The sequence below is a fragment of the Blastococcus sp. TF02A-30 genome (genome assembly GCF_003319185.1).
GTDB lineage: Bacteria > Actinomycetota > Actinomycetes > Mycobacteriales > Geodermatophilaceae > Blastococcus.
The window spans coordinates 243,195-259,683 of sequence record NZ_QOHJ01000001.1 but is presented as its reverse complement, the minus strand read 5'-3'; the positions used below and the strand labels follow the sequence as shown (position 1 = coordinate 259,683).

The following is a 16,489-nucleotide window of genomic DNA, read 5'->3' as shown; positions in this document are numbered from 1 at the left end:
AGCCCGCGCCAGCTCGGGCCGGGCCCCCGCACCGGGGCCGGGGCCGTACCGGGAGGATAGGAGGGTGCTGGTCCCGCTCGTCGTCGCGATCACGGTGGTCGCCGCGCTCGTCGTCGCCGTGGGGCTGGCCTCGACGCTGGCCTCCCGCCGGACGGGGCTGGTGCACGTCGCCGCCGTCGGGCTGCTGCAGGGGCTGCTGGTGGCGCAGGCGGTCCTCGCGCTCGTCCGGATGGACGACGGCACCCCGGCGGACCGGCCCACGTTCCTCGGCTACCTGGCGGGGATCGTGCTGATCCCGGTCGCCGGCTGGCTGTGGGCCCGCACCGAGCAGACCCGCTGGGCGGGCACGGTGCTGGCGGTGGCGGGCGCGGCCGTCGGCGTGATGGTGTGGCGGCTGCTGGAGCTGTGGGAGGCGACGAGTGCCTGACGACCGCGCCTTCGGCGCCCCCGCGGCGCCGGCGGGCAGCACCTCGTCGGGAGCGGGGCGGGTGCTGGTCGCGCTCTACGGGGTGTTCGCGCTGGCCGCGGGCGCGCGGGCGGCGGTGCAGCTGAGCACCCGGTTCGACGAGGCGCCGCTGGCCTACCTGCTGTCGGCGCTGGCCGCGGCTGTGTACGTGGTGGCCACCGTCGGCCTGGTCCGCGGCGGACCGGGCGGACGCCGGCTCGCGCTGGCCGCGATGGGAGTCGAGCTCGTGGGGGTCCTCGTCGTGGGGACCCTCTCGCTGGCCGATGCCGCGGCGTTCCCCGACGAGACCGTGTGGTCGGGCTTCGGCCGCGGCTACCTGTACGTGCCGCTGGTCCTGCCGGTCCTGGGGCTCCTGCTGCTGCGCCGGCGGCGGGCGGGCTAGAAGTCCCCGCCGCCGAAGTCGCCCCCGAAGTCACCTCCGCCGAAGTCACCGCCGCCGAAGTCACCGCCGCCGTAGTCGCCGCCGGCGTCCGCGCCGTCCTCGTAGCCGGCGGCGTAGGCCTCCTCGTCACCCCCGCCGAACAGCCCGCCGTCACCGAGCCCGGTGTCGAAGAGGGCGTCGGCCACGGCCGTGCCGATGACCAGGCCGCCGATGGTGCCGAGCAGGCTGCCGCCGATGATGCTGCCCATCCCCGGTCCGCCGTAGCCGCCGCCGTACCCGGGCCCGTAGCCGCCGCCGTAGCCGCCGCCGCGGTAGCCAGGACCGGGGCCGAACGCGCGCTCCAGGGTGCCGGGCCTGCGCATCTCGGCGCGGGTGGCGGCGCGGGCGAGGGTCTGCGGGTCGTCGGCGCGGGGGCGTTCCGACATGGGGACCGCCGCGGCGAGCTGGGTGAGCACCTGCTGCCGCTGGTCGGGGGTCAGCTGGGCGAACGCCTCGGCGTGCGCCTGCTCGATCTGCTCCGGGGGAGCGGTGCGCAGCAGGTAGCGGTAGCGGGCGACCGCCTGCTCGTCCGAGGGCTGCTGCCCGGACGGCGGCTGCGGCGCGTGCCCGCCGCCGTAGCCCTGGTCGTAGCGCTGGTCGTAGCGCTGGTCGTAGCGCTGGTCGTAGCGCTCGTCGTACCCCTGCTGGTAGCCCTGGTCGTAGCGCTGGGAGGGTGCCTGCCCCCGGCCGGAGAGGCGGCCGAGCAGCCGGTCGAGCAGTCCCATGGCGTTCCTCCTCGTGGTGTCGCGCCTGCGATGCCCCCAGCATCCCGCCGTCACACCCGCGGCGTCAGCCCTCGTCGCGCTGCAGCAGGCCGTAGGCGCCGCGGTGGAACAGCAGCGGCCGGCGGTCGGGGGAGGACCCGAGGTCGAGCACCCGGGCGACGACGATCGTGTGGTCGCCGCCGTCGTACTCCGCCCACAGCTCGCCGTCGATCCAGGCCACGACGTCGTCGAGCACCGGCGAGCCGTGCGGGCTGGGGGTCCAGGGCACGCCGGTGAACTTGTCGTCGGCCGACCGCGCGAAGTTCTGCGAGACGGCGTCCTGCCCCTCGGCCAGCACGTTGACGCAGAAGCGCCCGATGTCGCGCAGCCGGGCCCAGGTGCGGGACGTGCGGGCCGGCGAGAACGCCACGAGCGGCGGGTCGAGCGACAGCGAGCTGAACGACTGGCAGGTGAACCCGATCGGGCCGTCGGCGGTGTCGGCGGTGACGACGGTGACGCCCGAGGCGAAGTGCCCGAGGACGTCGCGCAGCATCCGCGGGTCGACGATCCGGGGCGGGTCCTCGGGCGCGGGACCGGTCACCGGGCGTCCAGCGCCCGCGGCACCGAGCGGCCACCGGCGCGGTACAGCGAGCTGGGCAGCTCGTGCCCGACCGCCTCCTCGGTGACCCGGGCCGCGCCCAGGACGGCGTCGAGGTCCAGCCCGGTCCGCACGCCGGACTCCTCGAGCATGTAGACCAGCTCCTCGGTGGCGATGTTGCCGCTGGCGCCGGGCGCGAAGGGGCACCCGCCCAGCCCGCCGATCGAGGCGTCGAGCTGGGTCACCCCGGCCTGGACGGCGGCCAGCGCGTTGGCCTGCCCGGTGCCCCTGGTGTCGTGGAAGTGCACGCCGACGGCGACGCCGGGGCAGGCCCGCCGGACGGCGTCGAGCAGCTGGACCACGCGCAACGGCGTCGTCGTCCCGATCGTGTCGCCCAGGCAGAGCTGGTCGGCGCCGGCGGTGACCGCGGCGCGGGCGACGTCGACGGTGCGTGAGATCGGCGTGCGCCCGTCGAACGGGCAGTCCCAGGCGGTGGCGATGATGACCTCGAGCGAGCCCCCCGCGCCGTGCGCGAGGCCGGCGACCTCGCTGACCGCCCCGACCGCCTCGGCGGTGCTGCGCCCGGCGTTCGCGCGGCTGTGCCCGTCGGAGGCGGAGACGACGTACTCGAGGTCGGCGACACCCGCGTCGACGGCGCGCACCGCGCCGCGCGCGTTGGCCACCAGCGCCGACCAGTGCACCTCGGGCCAGCGCGCCAGCTCGGCGGCGACCTGGTCGGCGTCGGCGAGGGCGGGCACCGCCTTGGGGGAGACGAACGACGTCGCCTCGATCCGCCGCACGCCGGTGGCGACCAGCGCCTCGAGCATGGCCAGCTTGCCGGCGAGGGGGACGGGCGCCTCCAGCTGCAGCCCGTCGCGCATGCCGACCTCACGGATGTCGACAGCCGCCGGCAGCACCAGGTCGAACTCGTTCACGGGGCACCTCCTCGATGCGTCCCCTGCATCCTGCCCCTCCGCGCAGGTCGCCCGATGAGGCGACCCGGAACGGTTCCGGTGCGGCTCCCGGAGCGATCGTCGGTGGCGTCGCGCAAGATGGAGCCAGGCGACGGAGGTGGGATGTGATCGAGGTGGTGGACGCGCTGCCCCCTGCTGACCGCCGCAGCGTGTTCGCCAACGCGCCGATGGGGGTCGTGCTCACCACGCCCGACGCCGTGCTGATCGACGTGAACCCGGCCTTCTGCAGCCTGCTGGACCGGCACGCCGAGGAGCTCGTGGGGCGCAGCGTGCACGACCTGGTCGACCCGGAGGCCGCCCTCGGGACGCGGGAGCAGCACGCGGCGCTGCTCGCCGACCCGTCCCGGCCGATGCGGCACGAGACGCGGCTGGTGCGGGCCGACGGCAGCATCGTGCCGGTCCAGGTCACCGCCTCCTGGGTGGAGGAGACGCCGGAGGGCCAGCCGGCCCACCTGGTGATCATCGTCGAGGACATCACCGAGCGGAAGGCGCTCGAGGCCCAGCTGGTGCACCGCTCGCTGCACGACCCGCTCACCGGGCTGCCCAACCGGCTGCTGTTCCAGGACCGCCTCTGGCACGCGCTCGAGCGCGGCCGCCGCGAGCAGACGCCCACGTGCGTGGTGATCATGGACCTGGACGGCTTCAAGGCGATCAACGACGAGCTCGGCCACCCCATGGGCGACCTCGTGCTCGTCTCCTTCGCCGACCGGCTGCGCTCGATCCTGCGGGCCAGCGACACCGCCGCCCGGCTGGGCGGCGACGAGTTCGCCATCGTCTGCGAGAACACCCACCGCGCGGACGCCGAGGTGCTCGTGGACCGGCTGCGCGAGGCGGCGACGATGCCGCTGCAGCTCAGCGGCCAGGAGATCTCGATCGGCATCAGCATCGGCATCGGCTGGGCGCCCGGCGGGGAGGAGCCCACCGACGTCCACGAGCAGGTCGTCCGCGCGGCCGACGACGCGATGTACGCCGACAAGGCACGGCGACGGGCCGAACGGCGCCGCTGACCCGCGGAACGGCCGTGTTTCCGCAGGTCACACGCGTCACTGAGCGGTACCGCGGAGGTCGGCGCCCGCCGATGGGGTGGCTACACCGAGCCCACCCGGAGATGGTCCCCATGTCGCTGCGTGCCCGTCTGCGCACCACGTCGCTGCGCACCACGCTGATCGCCTTCCTGCTGCTGCTGGTGATCGTGCCGCTGGGGGTGCTCGGCGCCGTCGCGTTCAGCAAGAGCAGCGGCGACTGGCGCTCGGCCGAGGGCGAGCTGCTGCGCAGCGAGGCCGTCTCGACGATCGACAAGATCGACCGGAACCTGTTCGAGCGGTGGGGCGACGTGCAGGCGTTCGCCTACAACCCGGCTGCGCAGGACGACGCGGCCACGGTCCAGGCGGCGGCCGACTTCTACAGCAAGAACTACGGCATCTACGACCTGCTGCTGGTCGCGGACGCCGCCACCGGCACGGTCGTGGCGACGAACACCGTGACGGGGGACGGGCAGCCGGTCGACGCGGCCTCCCTGGTCGGCACCTCGGTGGCCGGCACCCCGTGGTTCCAGCAGGCGCTGCAGCTGCCGGCGGGGCAGACGTTCTACAGCGACGCCAGCGTCGAGGGCGCGGTCACCACGGCGGTGGGCCGGGAGGTCGTGTCCCTGCCGTTCGCCGCCCCGGTGTTCGGGCCCTCGGGCGCCCCGGTCCGGGTGTGGGTGAACTTCGCGTCCTGGGACCGCGTCGTCGGCCAGATCCTCGACGAGCAGGTGGCGAAGATCCAGGACCGCGGGGTGTCCAGCGTGACCGGGCAGGTGCTCCGCGGGGACGGCGTCGTCCTGGCCGGGCCCGGCGCCGACGGCACGAGCGGGCTCGACCTGCTCGCGGCCGGGCTGCCGGCCGCCGAGGCGCTGGCGCGGGACGAGTCCGGATCCGGGGAGGCCCCGTACCCGGGCGGCGTGGACCAGGTGCACGGCTACGCCTCCTCCGCCGGTGCGCTGGGTTTCCCCGGCTACGGCTGGGGCGTGCTGATGCGCGAGGACGCCGAGGAGGCCGCGGCGCCGGCCCAGTCGCTGCTCGCCGTGATCGTCGCGGTGGCGGGCATCGCCGCCGTCGTGGTCGGCCTGGTCGCCGCCCGGTTCGCGGCGACGATCACCGGCCCGCTGCGCCGGGCGGCCGCGGTGCTGCAGAAGGTGGCCGAGGGCGACCTCCGGGAGCGCCTGGAGGTCCGTCGCGGCGACGAGGTCGGGCAGCTCTCGACCGCGCTCAACGCCAGCCTGGACGACCTGTCCGAGGTGCTGGCCGCGACCCGGGACACCGCGTCCGGCGTGGCCGCGAGCTCGCAGGAGCTGCTGGGCCTCGCCGGCCGCGTGGCGACCGATGCGGGCAGCGCCGCCACCTCGGCCCAGGACGTCGCCTCGGCGGCCGGCCGGGTGTCGACGTCGGTGCAGGCCGTGGCCGCGGGCGGCGAGCAGATGGGCGCCTCGATCCGCGAGATCTCGACCAACGCCACCGAGGCCGCGCGCGTGGCGGGCCAGGCGGTCACCGTCGCAGCCACGACGAACGAGACGGTCCGCGCGCTGGGCGACTCCTCGGCGCGCATCGGCGAGGTCGTCAAGGTCATCACCAGCATCGCCGAGCAGACGAACCTGCTCGCGCTCAACGCCACCATCGAAGCGGCGCGGGCCGGCGAGGCGGGCAAGGGCTTCGCCGTCGTCGCCAACGAGGTCAAGGAGCTGGCCCAGGAGACCGCCGGGGCCACCGAGGAGATCTCCCGCCGGGTGGCCGCGATCCAGGCGGACAGCGCGAGCGCCGCGGCGGCGATCGAGCAGATCAGCGCGATCGTCGCCCAGATCGACGACTACCAGACGACGATCGCCTCGGCGGTCGAGGAGCAGACGGCGACGACGGCGGAGATGAACCGCGGGGTGGCGGAGGTGGCCGCCGGTTCGGGCGGCATGGCGGCCACGGTCGACGGGATCACTGCGGCCGCCGGCTCGACCAGCGGTTCCGCGACCGAGCTGCGGGCCGCCGCGGACGCGCTGACCGGCGCCGCCGGCCGGCTCAACGGGCTGGTGGAGCGCTTCCGCCTGACCCGCTGACCGGCTCCCCGGCCGCCACCCAGCCGGTGGTCGCCGGGTTGCGCGCGAAGACGGCGGTCAGCACCGGCAGCGGCAGCCCGAACAGCGCGACGGCGATCACGAAGTCCTCGTCGTCCCCGTAGAGGGTGGCCGTGCCGACCACCAGGACGAGCACCAGCGAGACGATCGCGGCCAGCGCCGCGGTGAGCAGCAGCGACGCCGGGCGGCGGGCCAGCAGCCGGGCCGCGCCGGTGATCAGCCCCGCCGCGCAGGCGACCCCGGTGAGGACCAGCAGCACGTAGGCGCCCTCGACGTCCCCCGCCAGCAGCTCCATCAGGAAGCCGGCCGACACCAGCGCGGTGAGGCCGCCGGTGACGAACCCCAGGACCGCGGCCGACGTGGCCACGCCCGGGCGGGCCGGCCCGTGCGGCCAGGGGGCGGCCGTCGCGGGTCCGAGCGGCCAGCCGTAGCCGGGGGAGCCGTGACCGGGTGGCGGGCCGTAGCCCGGGGGCTGCCAGGGCGGGGGACCGTAGCCGGGCGGGGGCCCGTAGCCCGGCGGCGGGCCGTACCCGGGCGGCGGCCCGTATCCCGGCGGCGGCCCGTACCCGGGCGGGGGCCCGTACCCCTGCGGCGGCCCGTACCCGGGCGGGGAGCCGTGGCCGGGCACCGGCCCGCCCGGCCTCGGGTACGACGGCGGCCCGTCGTAGCGCTCCTCCGGACCGGGGGACCCCTCGTCGCTCACACCCCCAGTGTGACCGCCCGCCGTCCCGGCCCGGCGAGACCCGCTACCGCTGCAGCGCCGCCCCGACGACCTGCTGCGCCTCCTGCTGGACCTGGGCCAGGTGCTCGGGACCGCGGAAGCTCTCCGCGTAGACCTTGTAGACGTCCTCGGTGCCGGACGGGCGGGCGGCGAACCAGGCGTTCTCGGTGACCACCTTGAGCCCGCCGATGGCCGCGTCGTTGCCCGGGGCGCGGGTGAGCTTGGCGGTGATCGGCTCGCCGGCCAGCTCGGTCGCGGTCACCGCCTCGGGGGAGAGCTTGCCCAGCGCCGCCTTCTGCGCCCGCGTGGCCGGTGCGTCGACGCGGGCGTAGGCCGACTCGCCGTGCCGCTGGGTGAGCTCGCCGTGCAGCTGGGAGGGCGAGCGCCCGGTCACGGCCTGGATCTCGCTGGCCAGCAGCGCGAGCAGGATGCCGTCCTTGTCCGTCGTCCACACCGAGCCGTCGCGGCGCAGGAAGGAGGCGCCGGCGGACTCCTCGCCGCCGAAGCCGACCGTGCCGTCCAGCAACCCGGGCACGAACCACTTGAACCCGACCGGCACCTCGACCAGCCGCCGGCCCAGGCCCGCGACGACGCGGTCGATCAGCGACGACGACACCAGCGTCTTGCCGACGGCGACGTCGGCACCCCAGGACGGCCGGTGCTCGAAGAGGTAGGCGATCGCGACGGCCAGGAAGTGGTTCGGGTTCATCAGCCCGCCGTCGGGCGTGACGATGCCGTGCCGGTCGGCGTCGGCGTCGTTGCCGGTGGCGATCTGGAAGTCCGCGCGCTTGCCGATCAGCGAGGCCATGGCCGACGGCGACGAGCAGTCCATCCGGATCTTGCCGTCCCAGTCCAGCGTCATGAACCGCCAGGTCGGGTCGACCAGCGGGTTCACCACGGTGAGGTCGAGGCGGTGGCGCTCGGCGATGGCCGCCCAGTAGTCGACGCTCGCGCCGCCCAGCGGGTCGGCGCCGATCCGGACGCCGGCGTCCCGGACGGCGTCGAGGTCGAGCACCGAGGGCAGGTCGTCGACGTAGTCGCCCAGGAAGTCGTGGGACCGGGCCTGGGCGCGGGCGCGGGCGAAGGGGACCCGGCGGACGCCGTCGAGGCCGTTGCGCAGCAGCTCGTTGGCGCGGTCTGCGATGACCTTGGTGGCGTCGGTGTCGGCCGGCCCGCCGGACGGCGGGTTGTACTTGAACCCCCCGTCGCGGGGCGGGTTGTGCGACGGGGTGACCACGATTCCGTCGGCCAGACCGGTGGTCTTCCCCCGGTTCGCCCGCAGGATGGCGTGGCTGACCGCCGGGGTGGGGGTGTACCGGTCGGCGGCGTCGACCAGCACGGTCACGTCGTTGGCGGCCAGCACCTCCAGCGCCGACGCCCAGGCCGGCTCGGACAGCGCGTGGGTGTCCCGGCCGATGAACAGCGGTCCGTCGTAGCCCTGGGCGGCCCGGTACTCGCAGATCGCCTGCGTGGTCGCCACGATGTGCGCCTCGTTGAAGGCGGCGTCGAACGCCGAGCCGCGGTGCCCGGAGGTGCCGAAGACGACCTGCTGCGCGGCGTCGGACGGGTCGGGCTCGAGCGTGTAGTACGCGGTGACGAGCGAGGCGACGTCGATCAGGTCGCTGGGCTGGGCGGGCTGGCCGGCACGGGGATCGCTCACGCCGCTGATCTTGTCCGCCGCGCAGCGGCCGCGCGACCCGGCGCCCGCCTCAGACGAGCGCCCTGCCGACGGCGACGGCGCGGGTGTCCGGGGCCGCCACGCGGACGGCGTCGGCCTCCTGGTCGTCCAGGGCGGTCTGGGAGCGCCGCTCGGCCTCCACGCGGGCGGCGTAGCTCGCCACCTCCGTGCCGATCCGCTCCTCGTCCCAGCCCAGCACCCCGGCGACCGCGCGGGCCACCGGCTCCGCGGAGTCGACCCCGCGGTGGGCGGTCTCGATGGAGATCCTGGTGCGCCGCGCGAGCAGGTCGTCGAGGTGCAGCGCCGATTCGTGCGCGGCCGCCCAGACCATCTCGACCATCAGGTATTCCTCCGCCCCCGGGACCGGCCGCAGCAGCTCCGGGTCGTCCGCGGCCAGCGCCAGGACGTCGGGGGTCAGGGAGCCGAAGCGGTCGAGGAGGTGCTGCGCGCGGAACCGCGGGATGCCCCAGCGGTCGGCGAGCGCCTCCAACTGGTTCACCATGGCGTGGTAGCCCTCCGCGCCGACCAGCGGGACGTTCTCGGTCACGCTCGGCGGCACGCGGCGGGTGACGTCCTCGGCGACTGCGTCGACCGCGTCAGCCGCCATCGGGCGGTAGGTCGTGTACTTGCCTCCGGCGACGGCGATCACCCCGGGCATCGGGCGCGCCACGGCGTGCTCGCGGGAGAGCTGGCTGGTGAGCTCCGACTCCCCGGCCAGCAGCGGGCGCAGGCCCGCGTAGACGCCGGTGATGTCGTCGTGGGTGAGCGGGACGGCGAGCACCTCGTTGACGTGCTCGAGGATGTAGTCGATGTCGGCCCGGCTCGCCGCGGGGTGCGCCTTGTCCAGCGACCAGTCGGTGTCCGTCGTGCCCACGATCCAGTGGCTACCCCAGGGGATCACGAACAGCACCGACTTCTCGGTGCGCAGGATCAGCCCGGTCTCCCCGTTGATCCGGTCCCGTGGGACGACGATGTGCACGCCCTTGCTGGCCCGCACGTGGAACCGCCCCCGGCCGCCCACCAGGGTCTGCAGGTCGTCGGTCCAGACGCCGGTGGCGTTGACCACGACCTCGCTGCGGACGTCGACCTCCGCGCCGGTCTCGACGTCCCGGACCCGGGCCCCGACCACCCGGCCGCCGGCGTGGGTGAAGGACACCACCTCGGCGGAGTTGAGGACGGTGGCGCCGTAGGCGGCCGCGGTACGCGCGAGGGTCAGGGTGTGCCGGGCGTCGTCGGCCTGGGCGTCGTAGTAGCGGACCGCGCCGACCAGGGCGTCGGGCTTGAGCGCGGGGAAGAGGGTGCGGGCGCTGGTGCGGGTGAGGTGCTTCTGCGCGGGCATCGGCTCGGCCAGGGCGCCGACACGGGCCAGGCCGTCGTAGAGGGCGAGGCCGGCGCTCACGTACGGCCGCTCCCACACCCGGTGGGTGAGGGGGTAGAGGAAGGGCACCGGCTTGACCAGGTGCGGCGCGAGCCGGTTCACGCTGAGGTCGCGCTCGTGCAGCGCCTCGCGGACCAGCCCGAACTCGAAGGACTCCAGGTAGCGCAGGCCGCCGTGGAACAGCTTCGAGGAGCGCGAGGAGGTCCCCGAGGCGAAGTCGCGGGCCTCGACCAGCGCGGTGCGCAGGCCGCGGGTCGCCGCGTCCAGCGCGACCCCCGCGCCGGTCACGCCTCCGCCGACGACCAGGACCTCGAACTCGGTCTCGGCGAGCTCGGCCCAGGAACGGGCGCGCTGCTCGGGGCCGAGCGGCGGTACTGCGGTCATCGGTGCTCCTCTGCGGTGTCGTGCTCCTCCAACGGTAGGAACGGCAGCACGGGGGATCGAGCCAGGGCGTTCGGCAATGCCGAACGCTTCACGCGGTGGCCGTCTCCTCACCGATCCAGCCCAGCGACCGGCTGACCGCCCGGCGCCAGCCCTCGCGGGCCCGTGCCCGCGTGCCGGAGTCCCACCCGGGATGCCACGTCCGGTGGCCGTCGGCGAGGGCGCGGACCGCATCGGTGTCAGGCCACAGCCCGACCGCGAGGCCCGCGGCGTAGGCGGCACCCAGCGCCGTCGTCTCGGCGACCGGCGGACGTTGCACCGGCACGCCGAGGACGTCGGCCTGGATCTGCATGCACAGCTCGTTCGCGGTCACGCCACCGTCCACCCGCAGCACCTCCAGCCGCACGCCGGAGTCGGCCTCCATCGCGGCGGCCACGTCTGCGGACTGGTGGCAGATCGAGTCGAGGGTGGCCCGGGCGAGGTGCTCGCGCCCGTGGAAGTGCGCCAGGCCGACGATCGTGCCGCGGGCGTCCGGCCGCCAGTAGGGGGCGAAGAGCCCGGAGAACGCGGGCACGAAGTAGGCGCCGGCGCTGTCCTCGACGGCGGCGGCGAGCTCCTCGATCTGGGCGGCCTCGTCGATCAGCCGCATCCGGTCGCGCAACCACTGGACCGCCGAGCCGGTGACGGCGATGGAGCCCTCCAGCGCGTAGACCGGGTCCTCGCCGGCGAACCGGTAGCAGACGGTCGTGAGCAGGCCGGCCCCGCTGCGCACCGCCTCCTTGCCGGTGTTGAGCAGGAGGAAGTTGCCGGTGCCGTAGGTGTTCTTGGCCTCGCCCGGGGCGAAGCAGGTCTGACCCACCATGGCTGCCTGCTGATCCCCGAGGACCGCCGTCACCGGGACGCCCGCGAGCTCCGGCACCGTGCGCACCGTGCCGTGACCGGCCGGGTCGGTGGAGTCGACGATCCGGGGGAGCAGAGCCCGGTCGATCGCGAACACGTCGAGCAGCTGGGGATCCCACTCCAGCGTGTCGATGTCCATGAGCATCGTCCGGCTGGCGTTGGTCACGTCGGTCACGTGCACCCCGCCGTCGGGACCTCCGGTGAGCTGCCACAGCAGCCAGCTGTCCACGGTGCCCGCGAGCACGTTGCCCGCGGCGGCACGCACCTCGTCGGCGTGCGCGTCCAGCAGCCAGCGCAGCTTGCCGGCGGAGAAGTAGGTCGCGGGAGGCAGGCCGGAGCGGCGGCGGACCAGGTCGGCGAGCCCGCGCCGCCCGATGTCGTCGATGAGCGGCTGGGTGCGGGTGTCCTGCCACACCAGGGCGTTGCCGAGCGGTCTGCCGGTGCGCCGGTCCCACAGCAGCGTCGTCTCGCGCTGGTTGGTGAGGCCGACGGCGGCGAGGTCCCCGGCGCGCAGCCCGGCCGCGGCCATCGCCCGCGCGATCACCTCGCGGGTGCGCTCCCAGATCTCCTCGGGACGGTGCTCCACCCAGCCGGGGCGGGGCAGCACCTGCGCGTGCTCGGCCTGGGCACGCGCGACCTCGCGGCCGGCGGAGTCGAACACCATGAAGCGGGTGCTCGTCGTCCCCTGGTCGAGCGCTCCGACGTACCGGCCGGGACGGCCGCCCCCCGGGGAGGGGGCGGCCGCCGGGATCGCCTGGGTGCCCACGCTCAGCGCGCCGCCCCGTCGCCCGCCAGTGCCGGCTCGCCGTCGGACCGGGTGCCCCCGTCGGCCACGGGTGCGTGGTCGGTCCCGGCCTCCCGGGTTCGGCTGCGCAGGACCGCGACCACGGCGAGCACGACCGCCGCGGCGATCGGCAGCCAGACCCGGACCAGCTGGGTGCCACCACCCCAGGTGCCGACCTCCACCTGGTTCGCCGTGCCGGCGACGTTGTTCCAGGTGATGAGGATCGAGGAGATGAACGCACCCGCGTAGACCGTGCCGGTCTTGTCCGCGAAGTACGTGGCGATCAGACCGACCACGAACAGCAGCGGCACGAACTGGTAGGCCACGATCGCCAGCAGGGGCTGGGTGTCGATCCACAGCGTCCCGCCCGCGATCAGCGGGGCGTAGTCGAGGACGATCAGCACGAGCACGCCCACCGCCAGGGCCACGCCGTTGGCCAGCATCCGGCGCCCGGTGCTCCAGCGGGACTCGGCGGAGCGCAGCTGGGCGTGCAGGACGGTCGCGATGACCAGCGTGAACACGGTGAAGGGCACCAGGTAGGTGAGGAAGACCCGGAACCGCGCGGCGTCCATGAGGTGCAGCTGGAAGACGTAGAAGCGGAAGTCGGTCTGGAAGGCCCAGTCGGAGAAGGCGAGCAGCCCGTACAGCGCCCCGGTGACGACGGCGGCGAAGACGGCGGACCTGCCGACCACCCGCCAGGAGAACCCGCCCTGCCCGGCCAGACCGTAGGCGCGGGCACCGCCGCCGGCCCGGCGGCCGCCGGTGACGTGCCAGACGGCGAACAGCACCAGGGAGATGAGCGCGTTGCCCAGCGCCCAGAACATGACGCCGGTGGTGATCTCCTGGGGGAACAGGCCGTTGGGGGTCACCCACTCGCTGCCCCAGATCTGGAAGGGGAAGTAGGTCACCGCCGAGACGACGGCGGTGAGCAGCGCCGTTCCCCACCACGGCAGGCCGCGCATGCCCACGCCCGGAGCGGGGCTGCCCGCCAGGCCGGCGAAGAACCGGGTGCGCAGCAGCAGGGCGCCGAACGGGAAGAGGAAGAGGATCCCGCCGAGGAAGGCGACGAGGGTGCCGGCCTCCTTGAGCCACCAGATCTGGCCGGACGCGGAGTGGCCGCCCTCGAGCGTCTGGTCGAACCAGTCGATCGAGTGCCGCACGGCGGTGGGGTCCAGGGTCAGGCCGGGGTGCGTGGCATCGGGCCGGTAGACCACCCGGGCGGTGCCGTCGTCGATCGAGCCGTAGACCCGGCCGGTCTCGACCGGCTCGTCGGTGCCGAAGACCGACATCATCTTCTCGTTGGACTGGACGTCGTCCGCGTCGGCCTCGTTCCACATGAGCGTGGAGAACTCCTCGTGCTGCCCGTAGACGAGGGCCATGTTGCGCGGGAACTCCGCGTCGCCCTCCGGGGAGACGCCCGAACCGGTGGAGGAGCCCACGAGCACGATCGAGCGGTAGGCGTCGGGCAGGACGGCCGCGGCGGTGAGCACCGTCCAGCCGCCCATCGAGTGGCCCTCGAGGCCGATGTTGTCCGGATCGACGATGTCGAGGGAGCGCAGGTAGGACAGGGCGGCCGGCCCGCCGTAGCCGTTCTCGTAGGCCGCCCCGCCGGAGAAGCCGTGCCCGGACTGGTCGAGGGCCATCACCACGTACCCGCGCCGGGCGAACTCGATGGCGAAGGCGTCCTGGGTCTCGCGGCTGTTGATGTAGCCGTGGACGGCGAGGATCGCCGGCGCGGGGTTCTCCGCGGTGACGCCGTCGGGGACGTACATCAGCGCGGAGAGGGTCTGCCCACCGCTGCCCGTGAAGCGGACGTCGGTGACCTCCACGTTCCCGTTGTCGGACTGCACGGCGGCGGCCACGCCGCCACCCAGCAGCACCAGGGCCAGAGAGACCAGCAGGAGGCTCCACAGCCTCCGCGGCCGGGACCGGACAGGGGTGGTCATCAGAGGGCTCCTCATCGACGGTGACGGGGTGCTGACGTGACGTGTCGGCCCGGCAGCGGGCGAACCGTAGGGCCGGCCAGTTGCGCTGCTCAACGAGTGCCGTACGGCAATGTCGTACGTCGTCCCGCGGTGCTCGCGCGCGATGGCCTACCGTCGGTCGCCGTGCCGGGCAGCGTGCAGTCGATCGAGCGCGCGGCCGCGATCCTGCAGGTCATCGCCGGGTCGGGCGGACGGCTGGGCCTGCGCGAGATCTCCGAGGCGGTCGGCCTGGCGAAGACGACGGCGCACGGCCTGCTCCGGACACTGGTCACCGTGGGATTCGTCGCGCAGGACCGCCGGACCGGGCGGTACGAGCTCGGGGCGGGCCTGCTGAGCCTGGGGACGAGCTACCTGGACGACAACGAGCTGCGGGCGCGGGCCTCGAACTGGACCGACGCGCTGGCCTCGCGCAGCGGCAGCGCCGTGCGGCTGGGCACGCTCGCCGGCACCCAGGTGGTCGTGGTGCACCACGTCTTCCGCCCCGACGACTCCGCGCAGGAGCTGGAGGTGGGCACGGCGCTGCCCGCGCACGCCACGGCGCTGGGGAAGGTGCTGCTGGCCTGCCAGGTCCCCCTGCCCCCGCTGCCGCAGGAGCTCGAGCGGTTCACCCGCGCCACGTCGACCACGGCCGCCGAGCTGGCACCCGAGCTGCAGGAGACCCGGACGCGCGGCTGGGCCCTGGAGCGCGAGGAGCACCTGCCCGGCGTGGCCGGGCTGGCGGCGCCGGTCCGCGGGGCGGCCGGGCTGGTGGTCGGGGCCCTCGGCATCACCGCTCCCGTGGCCGCGGTGCTCGACGGACGGGGCGCACCCCGCCCCGCGCTCGTCGGGATGGTCACCGACGCCGCCACCGCGGTGTCCCGCGAGCTGGGCGAGCGCCGACCGGAGCACAGCCGTGGCTGAGCGGTACGTGCTGGCCATCGACCAGGGCACCACCTCGACGCGGGCCATCGTCTTCGACCGCGCCGGCCGGCTGGTGGCCGTCCGGCAGCGGGAGCACCAGCAGCACTTCCCCCGGCCGGGCTGGGTGGAGCACGACCCCGAGGAGATCTGGGCGAACGCGCAGCGCACGGCGGCGCAGGTCATGGGGGACGTCGCCGCGCTGCCCGGCGAGCTGGTCGCGCTGGGCATCGCCAACCAGCGGGAGACCACCGTGCTGTGGGACCGCCGCACCGGCCGCCCGGTCACCCGGGCGCTGGTCTGGCAGGACACCCGGACGGCGGACCTCGTGGCCGAACTCGCCGCGCGGCCGGACGCGCACCTGGTCGCCGAGCGCAGCGGCCTGGAGATCGCCGGCTACTTCGCCGGCCCGCGGCTGCGCTGGATCCTGGACTCCGTCCCGGGCGCGCGCGAACGGGCCGAGCGGGGCGAGCTGCTGTTCGGCACCATGGAGAGCTGGCTCATCTGGAACCTCACCGGTGGCCCGGCCGGGGGCGTGCACGTGACCGACGTGACCAACGCCAGCCGCACGCTGCTGATGGACGTGCACACCTGCCGCTGGGATCCGGAGCTGCTCGCGTTCTTCGACGTGCCCGCCGCCGTGCTGCCCGAGATCCGGCCCTCGGTGGGCGTCATCGGATCGGCCACCGCACTGCCCACCCCCGTCCCCATCGCCGGTGCCCTCGGCGACCAGCAGGCGGCCTTGTTCGGGCAGGCGTGCTTCCAGGCGGGTGAGGCCAAGTGCACCTACGGGACCGGCAGCTTCCTGCTGCAGAACACCGGCACCGACCTGGTCCGCTCGAGCCACGGGCTGATCAGCACCGTGGCCTACCAGCTGGCCGGGGAGCCGGTGCACTACGCGCTGGAGGGCTCGGTCGCCGTCGCGGGATCGCTGGTCCAGTGGCTGCGCGACGGGCTCGGGCTGATCAGCTCCGCGGCCGAGGTCGAGACCCTGGCCCGGACGGTGGAGGACAACGGTGGCTGCTACGTCGTCCCCGCGTTCTCGGGCCTGCTGGCGCCGCACTGGGCCGGCGAGGCCCGGGGCGTCGTGGCCGGCCTGACCTCCTACGTCACCAAGGGCCACCTGGCCCGTGCCGTGCTCGAGGCCACCGGCTGGCAGACCCGCGACGTGGTGCAGGCGATGGACGCCGACTCCGGCCTGCCGCTGCCGGCGCTGCGGGTCGACGGCGGGATGACCACGAACAACCTGCTCATGCAGTTCCTCGCGGACGTGCTGGACACCCCCGTCGTCCGGCCGATGGTGGGGGAGACCGTCTCGCTCGGCGCCGCGTACGCCGCGGGCCTGGCCGTGGGTGTGTGGTCCGACGTCGCGGCGCTGCGCCGGAACTGGCACCGGTCGGCCCAGTGGTCCCCGCGCCCCGAGCGCGCCGCTGCGCTGACCGCCGAGTACCCGCGGTGGCAGCGGGCGGTCGAGCTCAGCATCGCCTGGGGCCGGTAGC

General features: G+C 74.8%; 14 protein-coding genes. 6 read left to right on the top strand and 8 right to left on the bottom strand.

Translation table 11 applies throughout. From position 1 onward, the window contains the following. Positions 1 to 64: 64 nt before the first annotated feature. Positions 65 to 427: a hypothetical protein gene (locus DQ241_RS01195; protein ID WP_233492134.1), complete on the top strand. Its 363-nt coding sequence runs from the start codon at positions 65 to 67 to the stop codon at positions 425 to 427. Then, positions 420 to 848, top strand: coding sequence for a hypothetical protein (locus tag DQ241_RS01190; protein ID WP_113828297.1), 429 nt, complete (start codon positions 420 to 422; stop codon positions 846 to 848). The genes DQ241_RS01195 and DQ241_RS01190 overlap by 8 nt, the downstream gene beginning before the upstream one ends. Here the strand turns inward: DQ241_RS01190 and DQ241_RS20465 are convergent. The 3 genes from DQ241_RS20465 to DQ241_RS01175 all read right to left on the bottom strand — a co-directional run bounded on the left by DQ241_RS20465 (position 845) and on the right by DQ241_RS01175 (position 3,124). Further along, positions 845 to 1,612, bottom strand: coding sequence for a hypothetical protein (locus DQ241_RS20465; protein WP_158545849.1), 768 nt, complete (start codon positions 1,610 to 1,612; stop codon positions 845 to 847). The two genes, DQ241_RS01190 and DQ241_RS20465, sit on opposite strands and share 4 nt — an antisense overlap. Positions 1,613 to 1,676: 64 nt before the next feature. Beyond that, positions 1,677 to 2,192: a flavin reductase family protein gene (locus DQ241_RS01180; RefSeq protein WP_233492133.1), complete on the bottom strand. Its 516-nt coding sequence runs from the start codon at positions 2,190 to 2,192 to the stop codon at positions 1,677 to 1,679. Beyond that, positions 2,189 to 3,124, bottom strand: a complete 936-nt coding sequence (locus DQ241_RS01175; protein ID WP_113828295.1) for a hydroxymethylglutaryl-CoA lyase — start codon at positions 3,122 to 3,124, stop codon at positions 2,189 to 2,191. The genes DQ241_RS01180 and DQ241_RS01175 overlap by 4 nt, the downstream gene beginning before the upstream one ends. A 143-nt stretch (positions 3,125 to 3,267) precedes the next feature. On the opposite strand from DQ241_RS01175, the gene DQ241_RS01170 reads away from it, so the two are divergent. Together DQ241_RS01170 and DQ241_RS20985 are read left to right on the top strand one after the other, a co-directional pair. Beyond that, on the top strand, positions 3,268 to 4,170 hold the full coding sequence (locus DQ241_RS01170) for a sensor domain-containing diguanylate cyclase (RefSeq protein ID WP_113828293.1): 903 nt from the start codon (positions 3,268 to 3,270) through the stop codon (positions 4,168 to 4,170). Positions 4,171 to 4,280: 110 nt separating this feature from the next. Next, positions 4,281 to 6,248 (top strand): methyl-accepting chemotaxis protein, encoded by a 1,968-nt coding sequence (locus tag DQ241_RS20985; RefSeq protein ID WP_233492132.1) that lies wholly within the window; start codon positions 4,281 to 4,283, stop codon positions 6,246 to 6,248. Here the strand turns inward: DQ241_RS20985 and DQ241_RS20745 are convergent. From DQ241_RS20745 to DQ241_RS01140, 5 genes are all read right to left on the bottom strand, one after another. Beyond that, the gene (locus DQ241_RS20745) at positions 6,211 to 6,969 is read right to left on the bottom strand and encodes a hypothetical protein (protein ID WP_113828291.1); all 759 of its coding nucleotides are present in this window, start codon (positions 6,967 to 6,969) and stop codon (positions 6,211 to 6,213) included. The genes DQ241_RS20985 and DQ241_RS20745 overlap by 38 nt on opposite strands. A gap of 43 nt (positions 6,970 to 7,012) precedes the next feature. Next, positions 7,013 to 8,647, bottom strand: coding sequence for a phosphoglucomutase (alpha-D-glucose-1,6-bisphosphate-dependent) (pgm, locus tag DQ241_RS01155; RefSeq protein ID WP_113828289.1), 1,635 nt, complete (start codon positions 8,645 to 8,647; stop codon positions 7,013 to 7,015). Between the two features lie 49 nt (positions 8,648 to 8,696). After that, entirely contained in the window at positions 8,697 to 10,427 is a 1,731-nt protein-coding gene (locus tag DQ241_RS01150; protein ID WP_113828287.1) for a glycerol-3-phosphate dehydrogenase/oxidase, read from the bottom strand. Between the two features lie 88 nt (positions 10,428 to 10,515). Beyond that, complete coding sequence (glpK, locus tag DQ241_RS01145; RefSeq protein ID WP_233492131.1) at positions 10,516 to 12,090, bottom strand: glycerol kinase GlpK; 1,575 nt, start codon at positions 12,088 to 12,090, stop codon at positions 10,516 to 10,518. A 2-nt stretch (positions 12,091 to 12,092) separates the two neighbouring features. Beyond that, a complete protein-coding gene (locus tag DQ241_RS01140; RefSeq protein ID WP_199583957.1) occupies positions 12,093 to 14,054 on the bottom strand; it encodes a S9 family peptidase in 1,962 nt (653 codons plus the stop codon). A gap of 162 nt (positions 14,055 to 14,216) precedes the next feature. Here DQ241_RS01140 and DQ241_RS01135 point away from each other — a divergent pair, with 162 nt between their 5' ends. Beyond that, a complete protein-coding gene (locus tag DQ241_RS01135) occupies positions 14,217 to 14,993 on the top strand; it encodes an IclR family transcriptional regulator (RefSeq protein ID WP_113828883.1) in 777 nt (258 codons plus the stop codon). After that, positions 14,986 to 16,488 carry a glycerol kinase GlpK gene (glpK, locus tag DQ241_RS01130; protein ID WP_113828285.1) on the top strand — a complete coding sequence of 501 codons (1,503 nt, stop codon included), beginning with the start codon at positions 14,986 to 14,988 and terminating at the stop codon, positions 16,486 to 16,488. The genes DQ241_RS01135 and glpK (DQ241_RS01130) overlap by 8 nt, the downstream gene beginning before the upstream one ends. The last annotated feature ends 1 nt before the right edge of the window (position 16,489 follow it).

Coding starts and splice junctions, on each gene's coding strand:
- DQ241_RS20465 (WP_158545849.1), bottom strand. CDS start 1,612: ATGGGACTGCTCGACCGGCTGCTCGGCCGCCTCTCCGGCCGGGGGCAG.
- DQ241_RS20985 (WP_233492132.1), top strand. CDS start 4,281: ATGTCGCTGCGTGCCCGTCTGCGCACCACGTCGCTGCGCACCACGCTG.
- DQ241_RS01150 (WP_113828287.1), bottom strand. CDS start 10,427: ATGACCGCAGTACCGCCGCTCGGCCCCGAGCAGCGCGCCCGTTCCTGG.
- DQ241_RS01140 (WP_199583957.1), bottom strand. CDS start 14,054: ATGACCACCCCTGTCCGGTCCCGGCCGCGGAGGCTGTGGAGCCTCCTG.